The sequence below is a fragment of the Paenibacillus sp. RU5M genome (genome assembly GCF_900221055.1).
Classification (GTDB): domain Bacteria; phylum Bacillota; class Bacilli; order Paenibacillales; family Paenibacillaceae; genus Paenibacillus; species Paenibacillus marchantiae.
This window is the reverse complement of record NZ_OBQM01000024.1, coordinates 36,621-58,558: the sequence shown is the minus strand read 5'-3', so window position 1 is coordinate 58,558 and position 21,938 is coordinate 36,621. Positions and strand designations below refer to the sequence as shown.

The following is a 21,938-nucleotide window of genomic DNA, read 5'->3' as shown; positions in this document are numbered from 1 at the left end:
TTCCACACGTACCCATCCCGAACACGACCGTTAAGCCCTCTAGCGCCGATGGTACTTGGACCGCAGGGTCCTGGGAGAGTAGGACGCCGCCAAGCGAACTCTTTCATCCTACATAGAAAACAGGCTCTGCATGTTAACGTTGTATGATGAATTGCATTTGCACTGCAAATGCATATTATTCCCTGATAGCTCAGTTGGTAGAGCACTCGACTGTTAATCGAGTTGTCACAGGTTCGAGCCCTGTTCGGGGAGCCATTTGCTCTCATAGCTCAGTAGGTAGAGTGCATCCATGGTAAGGATGAGGTCACCGGTTCGATCCCGGTTGAGAGCTTTGGAAATGGGGCCCGTTGGTCAAGGGGTTAAGACACCTCCCTTTCACGGAGGTAACAGGGGTTCGAATCCCCTACGGGTCATAGGATGGAGGCTTAGCTCAGCTGGGAGAGCATCTGCCTTACAAGCAGAGGGTCGGGGGTTCGATCCCCTCAGCCTCCACCACTTAACTTAATGGGGATTAGCCAAGCGGTAAGGCAACGGACTTTGACTCCGTCATGCATAGGTTCAAATCCTATATCCCCAGCCATTTTAGTTTTTAGTTTGAGTCATTAGCTCAGTTGGTAGAGCACCTGACTTTTAATCAGGGTGTCGAAGGTTCGAGCCCTTCATGACTCACTTTTCACATGCGCGTGTGGCGGAATTGGCAGACGCACTAGACTTAGGATCTAGCGTTTCACGACGTGGGGGTTCAAGTCCCTCCACGCGCATAGGTTTTGCGGACGTGGCTCAGCGGTAGAGCATCGCCTTGCCAAGGCGAGGGTCGTGGGTTCGATTCCCATCGTCCGCTCCAATCTTTTTAAAGTTTTATATGCGCCCTTAGCTCAGCTGGATAGAGCGTTTGACTACGAATCAAAAGGCCGGGAGTTCGAATCTCTCAGGGCGCGCCATTATTTTCATAAGTATCGGGATGTAGCTCAGCTTGGTAGAGCACCTGGTTTGGGACCAGGGGGTCGCATGTTCAAATCGTGTCATCCCGATTTTTATTTGCGGGTGTAGTTCAATGGTAGAACTTTAGCCTTCCAAGCTAATAGCGTGGGTTCGATTCCCATCACCCGCTTCATGTTTCATTAGAAAGCCTCTGTATACAGAGGCTTTTCTTTTTTTCATAGAAACAACACCTCATTAATAATACCAATCTCCTCTATATTCGTTTGATAAGTGAAAGAATACCTCCAAACTCCTTCATTAAATTCTGCTAAAAGAATCAAAAAATTATAAATACACTCTTTAATTTATTGCGTCACTGTGATAAAGTATACAAAAGCTTGCTTTGCCGGTCATGTTTCTTTATGTTTCGTCTGGTTTGTAACAATGGAAATCATGCAGATACGAATCTATTCAGGTACAACGAACATTCCCAGTCTAACTGTATATTTATGAAAAATTAAGAATAGGTATGAGTTATTCGAGGTATAAAAAGTACGTGAAAAAGGTATCATGCGACAGCATTTGACCATTAATCGAAGCAGAACAAGAAAATGAATAATAAAGCGTGTTTTTGTGCTGTAAATCAGGGTAAATCCCCATTTTTACTAGTAGAAAAATAAAGATTTTCGTACCATTTTATTGTATGATGTTATGAAGGTGTCAAATTTACGTGTACGAATGGAACGATCAGATGGGAGGATAAGCATGACTGAAACTATGGTAACCGCCAGCAAAAGCCAATCCAACAACCTGCTTCGGCGAGACGTGCGGTTCCTGGGCAATATACTCGGAGAAGTTCTTGTCCATCAAGGAGGCACGGAGCTTCTAGATATCGTTGAGAAGATTCGGGAAACGAGCAAATCGTTGCGTGCAGAGTTCTTGCCAGAACTTTATGCAGAGTTCAAAACGATGATCCAGGAATTAGACTCGGAAAATCGCCATCAGGTGATTCGAGCTTTTGCGATTTATTTTCAATTAGTTAACATTGCTGAACAAAACCATCGGATCCGGCGTAAACGGGATTATGAACGTTCTGCAGGGGACGCTGTGCAGCCAGGATCGATTGAAAAAGCAGTACAAGATCTGAAGGAACGCGGACTGTCTCACACGGAAGTAGAGGATATTCTAGAGGAGTTATCGCTGGAATTGGTGATGACAGCTCATCCGACCGAAGCCATGCGTCGGGTTATACTGGACATCCACAAACGGATATCCGAAGATGTCATGTCACTTGATAATCCTACGCTGACGTTGCGTGAACGTGAACAGTTGCGGGAGAAGCTGCTGAACGAAGTCATTACACTATGGCAGACTGATGAGCTTCGTGACCGTAAACCGACTGTGCTTGATGAAGTACGGAACGGAATGTATTACTTTCATGAAACGTTGTTCCATGTACTTCCGGATGTATACCAGGAGCTTGAACGCTGCCTGAATAAATTTTATCCTGACCATGACTGGCATGTGCCGATGTATTTGCGGTTCGGTTCCTGGATCGGTGGAGACCGGGATGGAAATCCTTCGGTAACTTCAGATGTAACATGGCAGACACTGTTGATGCAGCGTAAGCTCGCTTTACGTGAGTATCAACGTATTATGATTGAACTTATGGGACATCTCAGCTTCAGCACGAACATCATTCACGTATCGGATGAACTGGTACAGTCGATTGAGCAAGACCGTAGTTGTGTAACATTGAAAAAAGTGGATATGTGGCGGAATGAAAAAGAGCCATATCGTATTAAATTGGCATATATGATTGCCAAGCTGAACAATGTCCTGGATGAGAACAAAGTAGGACAGCCTGACCGCTATGACAGCGCTCAAGGACTGATGGATGATCTGATGATTATCGATCGCAGCCTGCGTCATCACTTTGCAGACTATGTAGCGGATACGACCATTCGCAAAATGATTCGTCAAGTGGAGTTGTTCGGTTTCCATACAGCTGCATTGGATGTGCGTCAGCACAGCAAAGAGCATGAAAATGCGATGTCAGAGATTTTGGCCAAGATGAACATCGTAGAAGATTATGCTCGTTTGACGGAAGATGGCAAAATCGATTTGCTGGCTCGTTTGCTGGATGATCCTCGTCCGCTGACTTCCCCTTATCACCAATACACAGAGGGGACCAAAGAGTGTCTGGACGTATTCCGTACGATCAAGCGTGCTCAGAGCGAGTTTGGGGCCGGTTGTATCACAAGCTACCTGATTAGTATGACCCAAGGGGCAAGTGACCTGCTTGAGGTTATGGTATTTGCTAAAGAAGTAGGTTTGTTCCGCAAAGAACATAACGGTGAAGTGGTATCTACGCTTCAAGCGGTTCCATTGTTTGAAACGATTGATGATCTTCATGCCGCTTCGGAAATTATGGAGAAGCTGTTCAACCTTCCGGTATATCGCGCAAGTGTGAGTGGACGGAATGAACTTCATGAAATCATGTTGGGTTACTCGGACAGCAACAAGGATGGCGGAGTGGTTACAGCCAACTGGGAGTTGCGCGTGGCGATGAATGCTATCACTGCTGTTGGTAATAAACACGGCGTTAAGCTGAAGTTCTTCCATGGTAGAGGTGGGGCGCTCGGACGTGGAGGCATGCCTCTCAACCGCAGTATTCTTGCTCAACCACCACACACCATTGGTGGAGGAATCAAGATTACAGAGCAGGGTGAGGTTATCTCTTCCCGTTATTCCCTTCAGGGCATTGCATACCGCAGTCTTGAGCAGGCTACATCGGCTTTGATTACAGCTGCACTCAACGGTCTGGAGCCGCAAGAGTCGGAATCAGAGCGTCAGTGGGACAGCATCATCAAAGATATTTCCGAAGTATCCCTGACGAAATACCAGGATCTCATTTTCCGTGATCCAGACTTCTTTACTTTCTTCAAGGAATCGACACCGCTGCCTGAGGTTGGGGAACTGAATATTGGTTCACGTCCATCCAAACGGAAAAACAGCGACAAGTTCGAGGATCTTAGAGCGATCCCTTGGGTATTTGCCTGGACCCAAAGTCGTTATCTGCTTCCCGCATGGTATGCGGCAGGAACGGGACTTCAAAGTTACTATCAGGATAAAGAAGAAAATCTGTCTGTCCTGAAAGAAATGTATGAAAACTTCCCATTCTTCCGTACACTAATTGATACCGTGCAGATGGCTGTTGCCAAAGCGGATCTAGTCATTGCGAAGGAATACTCGGCTATGACTTCCAATGAGGAAGCACGTGATCGCATCTATGGTCAGATTGAATCGGAATTCAAGCTCACCAAAGAGCTGATTCTGAAAATTACCGGAGAAGCTGAAATACTGGATGATGTACCGGTGATTCAAGAGTCGATCCGACTTCGTAATCCGTATGTCGATCCTTTGTCCTACATGCAGGTCCAACTTCTGAGTGAGCTCAGAGATATGCGTGAGCGTGGCGAGGATGACACAGAGTTACTGCGTGAAGTGTTGCTTACGATTAATGGCATTGCAGCAGGACTTCGGAATACGGGTTGATCGTTAATCTGCTTAACAATATATGAAGTGAATTTTCCAGCCGTATAGATAGTAAAAGCTTAATTCTTTCCTCAGCTTGAGTGAGAGATGAAACGGGACTCCTTCGGGAGTTCCCGTTTTTACTGTTTTTGGCGGATATTTTCCGGCACAGTCTTGATTTTTGACCAAAGTTGATTTACGATTTGATTGGTGAATTACAAGTGTGGACGGGTATCAGAAGGCGGAAGACCCATCAGCATGTCTGGGGGAATAAGGGTGGACAATTTGGAGAACAGGCTTGTTAAGCTGGTACTGAAGGGTGACCAGCGGGCCTTTGCAGAAATCGTTGAATTATACAAGGACAAGCTGTTTCATCTGGCATACCGGATGCTGAACAATCGTCATGAAGCCGAAGACGTTGTACAGGAGACGTTTTTGCGTGTGTTTCGCAATATGGAGAAGTATGATCCGAACCAGAAGTTCTCAACCTGGATATACCGGATTGCAACCAATCTGTGTATTGACCGCTTACGGCGGAAGAAACCTTCTTATTCATTGGATGCAGAACTGAATGATCAGGAAGGGTCTGATGGTTATGCGATGCTTCCAAGCGATGATCGTACACCAGAGAGCGAAGCACTTTTGTCTGAGACACAGACACTTATCCGTGAAGCGATTGACAGTTTGCCGGCCAAGTATAAATCAGTCATGATTTTGAGATATTTACAGGACTTGTCGCTACAGGAAATCAGTGATGTGACAGGTATGCCCGTAACAACGATTAAGACTCGTGTTCATCGTGGGCGTGATTTTTTGCGTAAAAAACTGGAGTACAAGTTGTAAATGTAAAACGTCTTTATTTTGGGCGAATTTATTTGAAACATATCCGAAACGGATACGTATGTAATGTATGCAAGTCTTATGCGTGCTTTTTGGCGATGCAAGGACTAAGTGATCTAAGAAAGGATTGGCTCTCATATGGATTGCAACTCGGCCGTCTCTTTAATGCATGAATGTTTGGATGAGTCGTTGTCCCCGGCCCAGAAGGTTGAACTGAAAAGTCACCTTGTGACCTGTCCGGATTGTCGCATGCGCTTTAAAGAGTTGGAACAGACGGAAATGCTACTCTTTGCCATGAAACACTATTCACCGTCTGCCTCGGATGAGCTGACCAATCGAATTATGAATGCTCTGCCCCAGCCCAAGAGACAGCAAATATGGCTCAAATGGGTCAAAGGACATCCCGCGCTGACGGCGGCAGCCTTCTTTTTGGTCGTGATGCTCTTTAGCGCCTGGAATTTCTGGAATCAAAATAACGAAATGGTCGTTAAGGGAAATAATCTGGACCAGATCGTGATTGAAGGAAACACGGTTATTGTTCCGGAGGGCAAGTCCATTGCTGGCGATCTTACGATAGAGAATGGAACTGCTCAGGTATACGGTGATGTAAATGGCAATCTGACGGTCATCGACGGACAGTTGTATCAGGCTTCAACGGCACATATTTCCGGTCAGGTGAAAAGTATTGATCAGGCGCTGGACTGGTTCTGGTACAAAATAACCAATATGGTAAATGAAGTGGCTTACCGCTAAATCAGGGTAGATTCTTCAATGGTATATACCAAGCAGGGTACCTCCAGATTGCTGGGGTACTCTTTTTTTATCTAATGACTTTGTAATTTATGGGATTTGTGTTGTTTCTGCGCAGTTTGTGACTCCCGTAACTTGCAACCTGAACGTTAACGTTATAACCTAGATACTAAAGAGAACATACTACTACATATAGATAAGCTTTTTGCATAAATCCAAAGAGCGTCTTTCAATCCGCAAAATATAGATCGAAATAATTCTATTCGTCTATACGTTGGTTGGATCAGAGTGCTCCTGCCTGGCCAACTTTTGTACCTGAGAGTGAGCTTGAATGGATTATGCAAATGCGAGAAAAGGATTAATTAAATCCTAATGGGTTAATATGAGAGCAGGGTTTACTCATCAATGGGGATAGCGGGGGCTGGCTTATGAACTATTTTGCTGACTTAACGTGGAAAGAGTCCATTAAGGACGTTATCGATATATTGATCGTTACCTATATTATGTACAAATTGATTTTGCTTGTGCGGGGTACCCGTGCGGTTCAGCTGCTTAAAGGTATTCTGTTCCTTGTAGTGATCTGGGCACTAAGTACGTGGCTAAACCTCTATACGCTCAAATGGCTAATGAACCAGATGTTTACGTTTGGTGTCGTTGCGGTCTTTATTATCTTCCAACCGGAACTGCGCCGTGGTCTGGAGCAATTGGGTCGAGGCAAACTGTTTGGACGCTCGGCAGCAGCAAGTGATGAAGAATTAACGGTGTTAATTGGTGAGATTATTAAGTCCGTAAATTATTTGTCACGACGTAAAATTGGTGCACTGGTTGTATTCGAACGGGAAACGGGTCTGAACGATTACACAGAGTCCGGGATCCAGATGCAATCTCTGGTCAGCTCAGAGCTGATGATTAACATTTTTATTCCGAATACACCGCTCCATGATGGAGCCGTCATTATACAGGGCAAACAGATTTCGGCGGCAGCCTGTTATTTGCCTTTGTCCGAGAATCCGTTTATTAGCAAAGAGCTAGGAACGCGTCACCGTGCAGCAATCGGGATTACCGAGGTTGCGGATGCGATCTGTTTGGTTGTTTCGGAGGAGACAGGACAAGTGTCGCTTGCGATGAATGGACAGGTTGTTCGTGATATTAAGGAAGAATCGCTGATTGCCAAACTGTACGAAGAACTGCGTCCAACATCCAATCTGACTAAAAAGAATGGTTGGACTACCTTCTGGAAACGGAAGGGGGGACGTAAAAATGGATAAATGGTTCAATAACAACAATTTTGCCAAGATTCTCGCTTTAGCGGTGAGTTTGTTGCTCTGGTTCATGATACATCTGGATGAAGTACCAACTACGCCAACGATCTCGACCGGGACAACGAATAAGGTTGTGGAGCGCACTGTGCCTGTTCAGCCTTATGGACTCGACAGCAACTCCTATGTACTTACTTCATTAAGTACGGATGAGGTCCGTCTGGAGATTAAAGGGCAGCGTTCGATGTTAACTTCGATTTTTACAAATGATGATTATAAAGTGCTAGTGGATCTTAGTCAGGTGAAGGATGGGTCCAATACACTGCCATTGGTGCCTGATCTGCCTTCCGGGGTTGAGGTAGTCAGCATGGAGCCTTCCATGGTTACGGTCAACGTGGAAAAATTGGGCACCAAATCCTTTGATGTGAATATTGTACCCGAAGGAGAACCATCCGCCGGATATAACGCTGGAACGCCCGTTGTTGAACCTTCAGGTCCAGTTAAGGTAACTCTGCCGGAAGGGCAGCTTGACGCCGTAGAGAAGGTTCAGGGCAGTGTGAGCGTGAAGGATGCGAAGGATGACGTGACGCAGAAAAAAGTGAAGCTTCAGGCATATGATGCCGAAGGCAAGGTCATTGAAAATGCGATTGTTACACCAGAAACCGTAGAAGTCCGTATTCCTGTCAGTCAGCCCTATACAACTGTGCCCTTAAGAATCAAATATTCGGGACAGTTGCCGGAGGGAATGGTGCTCTCCACGGTTGAGCCAAGCGTGAAAGAAGTCTCGGTTTACGGAACAGAGGATGCGCTTGCGGGTATACAGTCCTACGACCAAGTAACCCTTGATCTTACTCAGTTCGATGAGGCAGGGACGTCGACAGTTAACGTGGACTTGACGCCGCCGCCCGGTTTTGAGAAAATCGAGCCTAGTTCGATTCAGCTTAAGGTGACGGTATCGCCTTATGATGAGCTTCAGGAGACGACCAAAGTCTTTCCGAACGTACCCATTACGCTTACTGGCGAGGGGAACGGGCTGGAAGGGACACTGGTTACTCCCAAAAGTGGCGGCTTGAATATTACGCTTAGAGGTTCTTCAACGATGCTTGAAGGTCTAAGTAGCGATGATATCAAGTTGACTGCGGATCTTGCTGGACTTGCGGTAGGTACGCATGAAATAAAGCTTGAGGCTGACTTGCCTCGGTTTGCCAAACTGGATGAATCATCAGTTGATCTGAGCGCTACCGTCAAAATTAGCGAAAAGTCTGATGATACGACGGTTGCTCCTGGCGAAGATCCGAATGATGAAGGAACGGTGGGGCCTGATCCTTCACCAGCCGAAGTCGAGAATGGGGATACCGAAACTGCTCCTGGAGAAGAAGAAACAGAATCGAATACGGACAATCAGGAGCAGAGCCAGCAGGGGAATACCAGTCGAGGTAACTCCAATAACAGTGGTAGCAGTAATAGTGGCTCCAATCCGTAAAAGAAAATGTTCAGTACAGAATTTTAAAAATAACGTTTATGCTCTTATATGATGCGAATAGAAGGAGTTAGATCATGGGGAAATATTTTGGTACAGACGGCGTAAGAGGTGTTGCCAATAAAGAGTTAACGGCGGAGCTGGCTTACAGCATCGGACGTTGTGGTGGTTATGTGCTTGCAGGTGGTGTGGAAAGACCAAAAGTGGTTATCGGTATGGATACCCGAATCTCGGGGCTTATGCTGGAATCCGCACTGGTTGCAGGTTTGCTGTCCATTGGCGCCGATGTAATTCGTCTGGGCGTTGTATCCACTCCTGGAGTGGCGTATATTGCTCGTCTGCTGAAAGCCGATGCAGGGGTAATGATCTCGGCTTCCCACAATCCGGTTGAGGATAACGGAATCAAATTTTTTGGGGGAGATGGCTTCAAACTGTCGGATGAGACGGAGAACCGGATCGAAGAATTGATGGATGCAGAAACGGATCAATTGCCACGCCCTGTGGGTGGTGGTTTGGGAACCGTAATTGTGGATGAAGAATCCCGTTATCGCTATTTGGACTACCTGAAAACAACGGTAAATGAATCGTTCTCAGGACTCAAAATTGTTCTGGACTGTGCTAATGGAGCAGCTTATGAGCTGGCACCCAAATTATTCAGAGAACTTGGTGCAGAAGTCATTGCCATTGGCGCTGAGCCTAACGGCCTGAATATCAATGAGCAATGCGGATCAACTCACCCGGAGCATTTGAAACAAGAGGTGCTGAAACATAATGCGGATCTGGGCCTTGCTTTTGACGGGGATGCGGATCGACTGATTGCTATTGATGAGACAGGCGCTGAGGTCGATGGTGACTTCATTCTGTGTATCTGTGGTGATGCGATGAATCGCGCAGGTAAGTTGAAAGACAGTACCGTGGTATCTACCGTAATGAGTAACATCGGATTCTACAAAGCAACGGAGAAACTGGCACTGAAAACAGCAAAGACTGCCGTGGGTGACCGTTATGTGATGGAAGAGATGCGCCGTGGGGGTTATAACCTGGGTGGAGAGCAGTCCGGTCATGTTATTTTCCTGGATTACAATACAACAGGCGACGGCATGCTGACAGCGATTCAGCTCGTGGACACGATGAAAGCTTCCGGTAAAAAACTGAGTGAACTTAAGGCGCTGATGACCCAGTATCCACAAGTATTGGTGAACGTGCGCGTTGAAGATAAGAGCAAATACGAGGGCAATTCGGCGATTGAGCAAGCTATTGCTACAGTCGAGCAGCATCTGGGCGATAATGGACGTGTACTCGTTCGTGCGTCCGGGACTGAATCCTTGATCCGCGTTATGGCGGAAGGACCAGATAAGGATGAACTTGAACAATTCGTATCTCAAATTGCAGATGTTGTGCAAAAAGAACTGGTATAGGACCTGATCTATAGGCCTTCCAAACACGGTTGTATCAAGGGAATCACTGTCTCATAAGGTTTAATCTAACAGGGTTTATGCCATACAAACCCATTTTCCTACGTCCCGGCCTAGTGAGACCATGGGTCTGTTTATCCGGTCGGGATTGTGGGTAAATATGCCGAAATTGTCACAGGTACTTTGCTCCATTGCAAAATGAACCTGACGTGCATATAATGAGTGGAGTCGTCATTCAGACACAGAAAGTGAGGATCGTAAGGTACTAGTTACACAAGCGCCAGAGCTTGAAGTTGCGCGGGAAGGATTTTGATCGGTATGAATCTTGAAATAATGAAGATGCTACTGAGCAAGATCGACGGCAATCAAGCTGACGAGGTGGAGGTGTTCGGATTGTTCGGCGGGGACCTCCCGGTGATGCACCAGAGCCGTGAACCGGATTGCGGAAAATGGATGGGTGACTGTCCACACAACGCGCCGGTAGGTGCAAGATTCAACTAAAATTCAAATGAATGTGCGCGAAGAGCGTGAACAGTGCGCGGACGGGAAAATGATGTACATTCATGATTGCATCTAATAACAGCTTATGACTGCGGAGCGGCAAGAGGCTGCTCTGATCATTGATAATTGAATAATTGAAAGTTTTCATGATACGTTAGGCAATCATTTTCATTTTTTCGATATGCCGTGCCAGCCTGTTTCTCTTCGTGACACAGTATTCATATACAATCGGAGGAAATAAACTATGTGCGGTATTGTTGGATATATTGGTAATAAGAACACTCAATCGGTATTGGTCGAAGGATTGAAGAAACTCGAGTATCGTGGTTATGATTCTGCAGGTATCGCGGTATTCACACCAGAAGGTCTGCAAATCACGAAAGCTCTTGGTCGTCTTGCGAATCTTGAAGCTAAGCTGGATGGTGCACCACTGGTAGGTAATGCCGGAATCGGACACACACGTTGGGCAACTCATGGTAAACCATCGGATGAGAACTCTCATCCACACACGGATGGAAGCCAGAAGTTCTCTGTTGTGCATAACGGTATTATTGAGAACTACCTGGATCTGAAGGACGAATTGATGGCTCAAGGTCACACGTTCACTTCCGAGACAGATACTGAGGTTATTTCTCACCTGATTGCGCGTGAATACAATGGTGATATCGTTAAAACAGTGCAAAAAGTGATCACGTTGTTGCGTGGCGCATTCGCACTGGGTGTATTGACAGAGCATGAGCCTGAGAAACTCGTAGCTGTGCGTCAAGCAAGCCCATTGATTATTGGTATTGGTGAAGGCGAGAACTTCATTGGTTCCGACATCCCGGCAATTCTGGAACATACACGTAACGTGTACATTCTGAATGATGGTGAAATGGCTGTATTGACACATGATGCTGTCGAATTGATGACGATTGAAGGTAACTTTATTTCTCGGGAAATGATTCGTGTCGATTGGGATGCTGTAACTGCAGAAAAAGGCGGATTCGAGCACTTCATGCTGAAAGAAATTCATGAGCAACCAAAAGCATATCGTGATACAATGCTGGGTCGCATCGATAATGAAAGCAAAAAGGTTCAACTTCCTGAGTTGAAAATGACTGAAGAACAAATCAAAAATATCCGTAACGTTCAAATCATCGCTTGTGGTACAGCGTACCATGCAGGTCTGGTTGGACGTACTGTAATCGAGCAACTGGTACGTATTCCGGTAGAAACAGATGTTGCTTCCGAATACCGCTATCGTTCCCCGATCGTAAGCAAAGATACACTTGTGATCGTGGTGAGCCAATCCGGTGAAACGGCTGATACACTTGCTGCACTGCGTGAAGCACAGTCAAATGGTGCACATGTACTCGCCATCACTAACGTTGTAGGTAGCTCCATTGCACGTGATGCGGACGATGTGATTGCAACACTGGCAGGACCGGAAATTGCAGTAGCTTCTACCAAAGCGTATACTTCGCAGTTGATCGCGTTCAACCTGCTGGGTCTGTACCTTGCACAAGTTCGTGGCACGCAAACAGCAGAAGAGATTGCTCACATGCTGGCAGCAATGCAAGCATTGCCTGAGCAAGTTGAATCCATGCTGGAGCAAGCGGAAGCTATTAAAGGATATGCAGAGCAAATCTCCAAACATGAACATCTCTTCTTCATCGGCCGCGGTCTGGATTATGCAGTAGCACAAGAAGGATCGTTGAAACTGAAAGAGATCTCTTATATTCACTCCGAAGCGTATGCTGCGGGTGAGTTGAAACATGGTACGCTCGCATTGATCGAGGACGGTATCCCTGTCATTGCTCTGGCAACGCAGGAGAACGTTTTGGAGAAAACCGTGAGCAACATCAAAGAAGTGAAAGCACGTGGCGCAGACGTACTGGCAATTACGTACGAAGAGCACGTAGCACCATTGCTGAAATCCGTTGACCAAGCGTTTGCAATTCCTAAGACGCTGCCACTGCTTAGCCCGGCTCTGTCCGTTGTAGCATTGCAATTGCTTGCATACTACGCTTCCCTGGCACTGGGTCACGATGTGGATAAACCACGTAACCTGGCGAAAAGCGTAACGGTAGAGTAAGACTTTAAACTAAATTATTACATGTTTATAGAGTAAAAAAAGCTGCTTCCAGATTTCATCGGAAGCAGCTTTTTTATTTTTGTTGGGACTTTACACTATTGGGATAAATAAATCCTTGAATTCTCGTAATTAATTTGTTATTTGGAATTTTTGTGGAGGTATTCTTGGTGGCAAGAAAGTGGCAAGAAATGTGTTGAAGAACTTTTATGAAGGATACATCTAAACAGGTCTATATGTTTTGAGACTATGACCATTTAAACGTATTTTGGGATCGAATGTTCCCTAAAAGATAAATACGACATTTTTCTCAATAAAATTGCTAAATTGTAAAATTTTGTTGACTTAATCTATTCCAGATAATATTATTATAAGTATAAAAATTCCTTTTATTTAATTGATAAATAATGGAGATTGGAGAATAGATATTCTATTGCTTAAATTCGAGAATAGTAAAATGAAAATACATATTTTATATGAATTCTTTGAGGATGGCATTTGGGTATAGGGAGTTATGTAAAATTTTATCGTTCAATTCAAAAAAAATTGTATTTTTTGTGCATCATGAATAAATGATTGCTATACAGAGTAATCACAATACTGTGTTTTAAATACTGCTATAGCTTAAGAGAGTATGCCTTATCATTGAACTGTAATCAAAGGCTATGTCAAAGTGCAGTAAGGTTATTTAATTCTCAATACGATTAACAACTATAGTATAGAAAATAATTGACCGATGGATAATTAATGACTAAATATAATGAGAAATTTAAGGGGAGTAGATTTATGGTTATGAATTTGACCCACCCGCAAAAACGTATATGGTATATCGAAAAAATACATACAAATTCTCCACTCCACAATATTGGAGGATGCTTACATATAAAAGGCCGTCTTAGTACAGACCTTTTTATGCTAGCAATTCAAAATGTCATACGGAGTCATGAAGGAATGCATTTGCGTTTTGCTGAGGAATCTGGGGAACCTTATCAGTATGTCAATGAGGATAATCAGTATAATATTGACTTTATGGATTTCAGTAATTACGAAGAACCTAAAGGGGTTATGGAGAATTGGGCACAAGAACAATTCGATAAACCGTTTGAATTGGAAAATAAAGTTTTGTATTACATTGTAATTTATAAAATAAGCGAGTCGGAATATGGTCTTTTACTAAAGATACATCACATTATATCTGATGGTTGGTCAACTGCAATTATTCAGCAACAAATCTGTGATCAATACGCCAATTTATTGGAAGGAAAAAAGCAATTACCTGCAATTTATTATTCCTATGTGGATTACATTGATAAAGAAAAAAAATACTTTCAGTCAAAACGTTTTCTGAAGAATAAAGCATACTGGCATGAGAAATTTAGTGATATGCCAGAATTTTTTTTATATAAAGGTATTACAAGTCTGGAAGCTAAACGTCAATCATTTATTATCAGTCAAGAGATGTCTGTAAAAATTAATAACTTCATCGTAGATCACCGGACCTCACTAAACACTTTTTTTATAACTGTGATGTTGATTTATCTTCATAAAGTATTGAATCAAGAAGATATTGTCCTGGGTACCCCTGTAATGAACCGAACTGATAAAGAAGATAAGCAGACGGTTGGTATGTATACGAGTACAGTTCCTGTAAGAATGAATATAAATCCAGATTGGACTATAAATGAACTCTTCAAAGCGGTGATTCTGGAGTTGAAACAATCTTATATTCATCAAAAATATCCTTATGATTTGTTGATTACTGATCTTGGATTAAATAAAAAAGGTTACGACAGCCTTTTCAAAATTTGCGTAAATTATTATAATACCCAATACTTTGAGCATGTTGCTGGATTTCCGGCTGAAGTAAGGGAATATCACGGTCAAAATCAGAGTTATTCTATGCAATTAATTGTAAATGAGTGGACAAACAAGGAGATAAAGCTTAATTTTGACTATAAAATTAACGAATATGCCGAAGAAGAAATTCACATTATGTATGAGAGTATGCATCATATTTTAAATCAAATTGTGATAGATCCAACAAGGCTGATTAAGGATATTCATCTATGTAGTGAGGAAGAGTTTCATAAACGCATCTATGCCTTGAATTCGACGAAGGCAAGCTATCCCCATGATAAAGCAGTCCATCAGATTTTCGAGGAACAGGTAGAGAAAACCCCAGATCATGTGGCACTGCATTTCGAGGGCAAAACAATTTCATACAGAGAACTAAACGACAAAGCGAACCAGTTGGCTTTATTACTGGAAAAGCAAGGAGTAACGAAAGAAAAAATTATAGCAATTCGGGCATCTCATTCCTTTGAACTTATTATTGCTATTTTAGGAGTACTGAAAGCTGGCGGAGCATATCTACCGATTGAACCGACTTATCCAATAGAGAGAATAAATTTCATGTTGACGGATTCAGAAGCCATTCTCTTATTGACGAATGATGACTTACCATCGGGTTTAGAATTTCAAGGTCGAATATTGGATCTTCGATATGAAGAGATTTACACAGTGAATAGCAGAAATGTAGATCGAGGCTCCTCTGCCAATGATCTCGTTTATATGATTTATACATCAGGCTCAACTGGTAACCCCAAGGGGGTTATGATTGAACACCAAAATCTGATCAATTACATTTGGTGGGCCAATAAAACGTATGCAGGAGAGAATGAAATCTTTGCACTATATTCCTCAATTTCTTTTGATTTAACAGTAACTTCGATCTTTGCTCCTTTGATTGCTGGCAATCAAATTTCCATTTATGCCGATGATGGTGGAGAGTTTATTCTAGACAAGGTTATGAAGGAAAATCAGGCCACAATTATTAAGCTTACACCAGCGCATCTTACCTTGATCAAGGATATGGATAATCGGAACTCTTCCGTCAAAAAAATGATCGTGGGAGGAGATAATCTCAAGGTTACAATCGCAAAAGAAGTGGTGGATAGCTTTGGTGGGGTTATAGAAATCTACAATGAATACGGACCGACAGAAGCTACCGTGGGTTGTATGACTTATAAGTACGATGTCGAAAAAGATAGCCGTGGTTCAGTTCCTATTGGCGTAGCTATCGACAATACACAAATTTATTTATTAAATAAGTATTTTGGCCCGATACCCACGGGATTGCCCGGTGAAATCTATATTTCGGGTGATGGTGTGGCTAGAGGTTACTTGAATAGACACGAATTAACTGAAAGAATTTTTATAGATAATCCTTTCAGGCCAGGAGAAAAAATGTATAAGACAGGAGATATTGCGAGATATCTTCCTGATGGAAATATTGAGTATATCGGAAGGAATGATAACCAAGTAAAGCTGAGAGGTTATCGCATTGAGCTAGGAGAGATAGAAAAGTTTCTTTTAGATTATAAGCCCATAAATGACGTCGTTGTAAGGGTTAAGGGAAAATTGCTCTACGCTTACTATGTTAGCGAGAAAGCGTTAAACGTTGGAGAGCTGAAAATCTGGCTGTTAAAGCATCTGCCAACTTATATGATTCCGAATAAATTTGTTTTTCTAGAACAGCTACCATTAACGGTGAACGGCAAAGTTAATTTTAACTTATTAGGCATAGAAGATGACAATGTGAAAGAAATCATCAGCTATCGCAGCCACGAAGAAAAAGAACTAATACATGCTATGGAAGAGATTCTTGGTGTTAAAGATATTAGTATGAATGACGATTTTTACCAAATTGGTGGTGATTCTATAAAAGCTATTCAAATCGCTTCCAAGTTGAAAAATTCCAATATTGATATCACTGTAAAAGACATTCTCAGCAAAGGGTATATCGAAGAGATTGCTGCGGCGATGACTGTAAGAGAGAATGTTAATCCAGTAGATCAAGATCGATGTACTGGAGTTGTAGAAATGACACCGATTATGGAGTGGTTCTTGGCGCAAGATTTTAAGGAGGCCAACCATTATAATCAATCTATTTTGTTGTCGTGCAAGAAAGCTGTGAACTCCGACTATGTTCGGAAATGCATTGATCATCTTATCGAGCATCATGATATGTTACGGCTTAACTATAATGAGGATCAAAATGAGTGGTATTACCGAAATGATTTTAGTAATGATGTTAGTCGAGTCGAATATTTCGATCTTTCAAATGAAGCGGATTGCTTTAGGGAAAAGAAAATAAAAGATCTTGGATATCAAATTAAGTCGAGTTTTGATTTGAAGATAGGTCCATTGCTCAAAGGATGTATCTTCAATTTAGGAGAGGAAGAGCAGTTGATTTTGCTTACTGCGCATCATCTTGTTGTTGATGGTATCTCTTGGAGAATATTAATTGAGGATTTTGTAATCCTACTGGAACAATTTCAACAGGGGGACAGAGCTTCTTTGCCACTAAAAACAAATTCATTTAGCGATTGGTCCAACCACCTACACACTTATAGCCAAGGGATTTCTGAGATGGAGATGGGTTACTGGAGAGAAGTTCAAATGAAGGATGCTTATTTTCCTGTTGAGTTTGAACAAGGACCAGATGATATAAGTTCCTCAGTGATGGTGAAAGCAGAATTGGATAAACAACTTCTTGATGAGTTTTCCCAGAAAATTTATGATATTTACGGACTTACTCTCCATGAAGGTTTGATTGTCGCCCTACTATTAACGCTGAAACCAATCATGCAACAAGACTTGATTGTAATTGATTTGGAAGGGCATGGAAGAGAAACGATTCATGAAGAACTGGATGTATCTAGAACTGTTGGATGGTTTACCAGTATATATCCTGCATATTTCAACGTACAGGATCTGGGATTGGATGTTCAATTGAAGACTTTAAAAGAACAATTGAAAAAGATACCGAACAAGGGCTTTCATTTTGGAATATTACAATTTATAAACCAAACCATTCCAAACGATACAAGTAAAAGGGTTCGATTCAATTACCTAGGGGATTTTGATAGTGCGTTTAACAACAGCTTTTTACGACCGTCTTATATGGATTGTGGATTAAACAGTGGGAATAGTAATCATCTTACTGCACTCATAGATATAGTAGCTATGGTAGTGAATCAAAAATTTCACATCGAGATTACGTTTAGCAAAAACAGGTTTTACTCTGAGACCATGCAAGGATTCTTAAATAATTATATAGAGAAGATAAAAGAGATTGCCCGTTTTTGCGCGAAAAAAAACAATAAAGAGTTTACTCCTTCCGATTTTAAGCTAGATATATCACAAGATGAATTGGACGATTTATTTCAATAGTCAGGTAGGATTTTACTAAAAAATTGAATAGGAGTTCTATTATATGAGTGAATCGGTTGCCAAAAAACGAAAGAATCAATATGAAACAGATCTCCAAGATATCCAATACTACAAGGGAATTCCTTTTAGTAAAGAAATACTTAAGGAAATACGAAATCTTCAGGCAAAAAATAATTGGTATAACTTCTTCTCGATCGCCCTGGACTGGTTACTGATTACGACGGCCATTACTGTATCTCAGATGTATCCCAACTTTTTCGTTTATATACTCTCAATTATTTTGATTGGAGGAAGAATGAGAGGATTGGACAACCTCATGCATGAAGCAAGTCATGGGATGTTATTTAAAAATCGCAAACTGAATAAATGGGTAGCATCTATTTTTGTGGCCTTTCCGACATTTACGAACTACACTGCGTATTGCAACTCCCATTATAAACATCATAAATACTTATGGACCGACCAGGATCCAGATACTTCAGAGCTAAAATCTCTGGGTCTGAGCCAGACGCCGATATCCAAGAAGGAATTCGTGTTCAAATATATTTTTGGCTCCTTCATTATCAAGCATATCTTCAAGAACATTCAAGGCTGCATTACGAGGTTTTTCTCTAGAGAGGAACAGACACCTGTGGAATATGTGATTAAGTTGGGAGTGTGGTCCACTGTAATCGTACTATCAATTACATTCGATTTCTGGTTGCAGCTTATATTGTATTGGTTTGTGACACTGGTTACTGTTTTTCCCATTATTCGGTTTTGGTCTGATCTTTCAGACCACTCGGGTTTGGAAGGGGCAGATCCCCTGTACTCAAGCAGAAACAATTATGGCAATTGGCTAGAAAGACTCATCTTATCTCCTCATCATGACAACTATCATATTGTGCATCACCTTTTTGCATATATTCCTCATTATAATTTAAAAAAAGCGCATATCGTTTTGATGAAAAACCCAGAATACGCAAAGGCTCATCATTGTACGGGCTTCTTTAAAACATTTCTGCCTGGATTCAGTTCTGTGATCGATGATGTTGTAAAAAAATTAAACTTTAAACAACAATAGCATCGATATAGGAAAAGGAGAGTTGTGATATGAAGAAGCTCCAAAAGCTATTATTTATAGTCGTTTTTTTATCTGTATACATCATGTCAATGAATAACACTGTCGTGAAGGCACAACCCATTCAAATAGAACAGCAGCAGGTAGAACGGGTTGTGAAGTTTGTCGAAGATCGGATGAAAAAGGCTAAGATTCCAGGTGCAGCAATTGTCATTGTGCAGGGAGATAAGTTGCTCTATAAAGGAGGCTTTGGGTTCAGGGATTGGGAGGCTGAACAAGTAGTAGATACAGACACCTACTTTGAGCTTGGCTCCACAACTAAAGCATTTACTGCTCTTGCAGTTTTAAAACTCGAACAAGAAGGGAAACTTCAGTATCGAGACCCGGTAACAATGTATATTCCTGAATTCAATATGTATTTTAACGGGGCAAAGGCAGATATTACGCTAGAACAGTTGCTGAACCACACAAGCGGGATTGCATTCAAATCCATAGATAAGATTCCTGTGAGTACGGAAAATGATGCATTGGAGAAAACTGTACAAATGTTAGTGGGCCAAGAGCTGCAAAGCGCCCCGGGTTCGGAATTCTCTTATGCAACAATTAATTACGATATTTTAGGTCTAATTATTCAGCGTGTAACGGGTCAATCATATGAAGCATATATGACAGATCATATTCTAAGACCACTCGGAATGAATAGTACCTATTTATTTGAATCGGATGTCCCGCAGAATAAAGCATCTAAGGGCTACAAAATGTTTTTTTTGAAACCACGCTCGTACGACGCGCCGATCTATAGAGGAAATACGCCAGCTGGTTATATCCTGACCAACGCGGAAGAAATGGAAAAATGGTTAAAATTCCAGTTAGGTTTTCTAGCAGAAGGGCAAATTGACAACTCTTTAATTTTAAAGTCGCATCAATTTGATCTAGCGCATGTATCTGCCGGGGAAGATTGGATGTATAGGGACGGCTGGTATATTGATGACAATGGTGGACGTGTCTATCACGGTGGAAATAATCCAAATTTCTCATCAGCTATCTTTCTTCAGCCGGGTGATGGGTTGGGAGTTGCCTTGCTTACTAACATGAACTCGGATTATACCTATTCAACGGCCAAGGATATTTTAAAGATACTGAACGGACAAAATGTGGATTCTGTTACTTCTGATATATATTCAGTTATCGATAAGATATCCATGGTAGTGTGTATCATCATGTTGGTAGTTATCATTGCAGTGTTAATAGCAAAGTGGAGGTTTATCTTACAGATATTCAATGGACAAAGAGGATTTGTAACCCCGAAGTTCATTACAAGCACTAAGATTGTAATTTATCTGCTCTTATTGATAGTGATTGAATGGGGAATCTACCATATTCCTCAATTTGCATTTAATGGTGTCGGGTGGGACTTTGTATCTGTATGGGCTCCATTTACTACATTGATGGCAGCTGCTGAATTAGGGGGAGGCATTGGATTGTATTTTTTATACAGAATTGCAGGTCTTTTTTTTAGGAGTGGTCATTCTGCTTCTAACCAAGTGAAAACTATAAGAGCAGGGGGCGGAACATGGAAAATGTAGAGTTGAGAATGAAGACTAAGCCTCAAAAAGCTATTAATTACAATCAAAATTTTCTATGGTTTTTATTTGGAAGAAGTCTGTCGGTAATTGGCACGAGTGTATTTGATTTTGTTCTGAGCTTATATGTACTGGACTTGACAGGATCAGTAACGGCCTTCTCTACAATACTAGCCTTGGCTATTCTGCCACAGGCTGCTGTAAATATGTTCGGTGGTGTATTTGTAGATAAGTACAACAAGAAACAGATCATGATTTTTGCTGAAGTATGTAGTGCACTTATCTCCATTCTGTTCTTGTTTTTATTTTTGCAGAATTTCCAAAGTGTTTTTATAATCTCGGTGCTTGTTATCTTGCTGAATGCATTTCAAAGTTTGTTCTGGCTAGCGGGTAACGCCTCTATTCCCAATATTGTGGGTGAAGAAAGAGTAGCAAAAGCCAATTCTAGTTTAGAGGGAATATGGGCGGTCATGAACATCCTGGGGCCAGTCATAGGTGCCCTTATTTACAATAAAATAGGGATGAATATGATTTTTTCTTTAAGCTCCTTAACTTTTTTACTTGGCGCTTCGACAGTTATTTTTATCATTTTCGATAGAAAATCCCCCAGTCAAAGGTTAGCTGAGGAGAGCTATTGGTCTAATTTGAAAGCCGTATTCATTTATATTAATGATCAGAAGATATTAAAGCTTTTGTTGACCGTAGCTGTATTGATTAACTTCATTTATAACCCATTGATGTATTTGGCGATACCTTATATCGCTTACGATGTTGTGAATGTATCGGCAATTCAACTTTCATTGATAAGAGGTGCAGCTGCTGTCGGGACGATCCTTGGTGCACTCTATGTGTTTAGATTGAAGTCAGGCCATGTAATGTTTAAAAAGTTTTTTGTTTTATTGCAGATCCAGGCTTTCATCATAATATGTTGGGCATTTCCATCCTTGCCAATTTTCAATCAAGCTTCCACGTTTCTTATCACCATTGTATTTATTTTTTTGCTGGGTCTAATCAGTATGTTGAACACAGTACAGAATATTCCTATTTTGGGTTACTTTCAACTGGAGATTCCAGAGGAACTTCGGGCTCGGGTATTTGGAATGTTGAAGACGGCATTATTAATATCTACGCCGATCGGGATATGGTTCTATGGGTTGATTTTTAAATATGTCCCCTGGACGTATGTCGTTATCGTTTCTGGTGCAATTATCGTAGTATTATGCTTGATATTAAGTCGTAATCCTATTTTTACAAGTTTTATAAGAAATATTGACAAAAAATAA

At 42.0% G+C, this 21,938-nt stretch carries 12 protein-coding genes, 11 tRNA genes and 1 rRNA gene; all 24 read left to right on the top strand.

The window, feature by feature from the left end:
• Nucleotides 1-95, top strand: a 5S ribosomal RNA gene (gene rrf / locus CRO25_RS32415); the annotation flags it as partial.
• A gap of 84 nt (nucleotides 96-179) precedes the next feature.
• Nucleotides 180-255 (top strand) — tRNA-Asn (locus CRO25_RS32410).
• Nucleotides 256-258: 3 nt separating this feature from the next.
• Nucleotides 259-331: transfer RNA gene (locus CRO25_RS32405), tRNA-Thr, on the top strand.
• A gap of 10 nt (nucleotides 332-341) precedes the next feature.
• Nucleotides 342-413 (top strand) — tRNA-Glu (locus CRO25_RS32400).
• 6 nt (nucleotides 414-419) lie between these two features.
• A tRNA-Val gene (locus tag CRO25_RS32395) sits at nucleotides 420-495 on the top strand.
• Between the two features lie 10 nt (nucleotides 496-505).
• Nucleotides 506-580 (top strand) — tRNA-Gln (locus CRO25_RS32390).
• A 16-nt stretch (nucleotides 581-596) separates the two neighbouring features.
• A tRNA-Lys gene (locus CRO25_RS32385) sits at nucleotides 597-669 on the top strand.
• A 10-nt stretch (nucleotides 670-679) separates the two neighbouring features.
• Nucleotides 680-761: transfer RNA gene (locus tag CRO25_RS32380), tRNA-Leu, on the top strand.
• An 8-nt stretch (nucleotides 762-769) separates the two neighbouring features.
• Nucleotides 770-844, top strand: a tRNA-Gly gene (locus CRO25_RS32375).
• A 20-nt stretch (nucleotides 845-864) separates the two neighbouring features.
• Nucleotides 865-941: transfer RNA gene (locus CRO25_RS32370), tRNA-Arg, on the top strand.
• 16 nt (nucleotides 942-957) lie between these two features.
• Nucleotides 958-1,031, top strand: a tRNA-Pro gene (locus CRO25_RS32365).
• A 9-nt stretch (nucleotides 1,032-1,040) separates the two neighbouring features.
• Nucleotides 1,041-1,111: transfer RNA gene (locus CRO25_RS32360), tRNA-Gly, on the top strand.
• 575 nt (nucleotides 1,112-1,686) lie between these two features.
• Nucleotides 1,687-4,479, top strand: a complete 2,793-nt coding sequence (gene ppc, locus CRO25_RS32355) for a phosphoenolpyruvate carboxylase (RefSeq protein WP_079697719.1) — start codon at nucleotides 1,687-1,689, stop codon at nucleotides 4,477-4,479.
• Between the two features lie 255 nt (nucleotides 4,480-4,734).
• Nucleotides 4,735-5,301: an RNA polymerase sigma factor SigW gene (gene sigW, locus CRO25_RS32350; RefSeq protein ID WP_017692117.1), complete on the top strand. Its 567-nt coding sequence runs from the start codon at nucleotides 4,735-4,737 to the stop codon at nucleotides 5,299-5,301.
• 135 nt (nucleotides 5,302-5,436) lie between these two features.
• On the top strand, nucleotides 5,437-6,051 hold the full coding sequence (locus tag CRO25_RS32345; protein ID WP_063567043.1) for a zf-HC2 domain-containing protein: 615 nt from the start codon (nucleotides 5,437-5,439) through the stop codon (nucleotides 6,049-6,051).
• Nucleotides 6,052-6,476: 425 nt separating this feature from the next.
• Nucleotides 6,477-7,316: a diadenylate cyclase CdaA gene (gene cdaA, locus CRO25_RS32340; protein ID WP_063567044.1), complete on the top strand. Its 840-nt coding sequence runs from the start codon at nucleotides 6,477-6,479 to the stop codon at nucleotides 7,314-7,316.
• Nucleotides 7,309-8,790, top strand: a complete 1,482-nt coding sequence (locus CRO25_RS32335) for a YbbR-like domain-containing protein (protein WP_177031286.1) — start codon at nucleotides 7,309-7,311, stop codon at nucleotides 8,788-8,790. Before cdaA ends, CRO25_RS32335 begins: the two co-directional genes overlap by 8 nt.
• A 74-nt stretch (nucleotides 8,791-8,864) precedes the next feature.
• Entirely contained in the window at nucleotides 8,865-10,205 is a 1,341-nt protein-coding gene (glmM, locus tag CRO25_RS32330; RefSeq protein WP_064640679.1) for a phosphoglucosamine mutase, read from the top strand.
• 330 nt (nucleotides 10,206-10,535) lie between these two features.
• The gene (locus CRO25_RS33640; protein WP_170867960.1) at nucleotides 10,536-10,703 is read left to right on the top strand and encodes a hypothetical protein; all 168 of its coding nucleotides are present in this window, start codon (nucleotides 10,536-10,538) and stop codon (nucleotides 10,701-10,703) included.
• Between the two features lie 244 nt (nucleotides 10,704-10,947).
• Entirely contained in the window at nucleotides 10,948-12,780 is a 1,833-nt protein-coding gene (glmS, locus tag CRO25_RS32320) for a glutamine--fructose-6-phosphate transaminase (isomerizing) (RefSeq protein WP_063567048.1), read from the top strand.
• A 783-nt stretch (nucleotides 12,781-13,563) separates the two neighbouring features.
• Entirely contained in the window at nucleotides 13,564-18,012 is a 4,449-nt protein-coding gene (locus CRO25_RS32315; protein ID WP_079697717.1) for a non-ribosomal peptide synthetase, read from the top strand.
• 43 nt (nucleotides 18,013-18,055) lie between these two features.
• Entirely contained in the window at nucleotides 18,056-19,075 is a 1,020-nt protein-coding gene (locus tag CRO25_RS32310; protein ID WP_079697716.1) for a fatty acid desaturase family protein, read from the top strand.
• Nucleotides 19,076-19,104: 29 nt separating this feature from the next.
• Entirely contained in the window at nucleotides 19,105-20,658 is a 1,554-nt protein-coding gene (locus CRO25_RS32305) for a serine hydrolase (protein ID WP_079697715.1), read from the top strand.
• Entirely contained in the window at nucleotides 20,646-21,938 is a 1,293-nt protein-coding gene (locus CRO25_RS32300) for an MFS transporter (RefSeq protein ID WP_079697714.1), read from the top strand. Before CRO25_RS32305 ends, CRO25_RS32300 begins: the two co-directional genes overlap by 13 nt.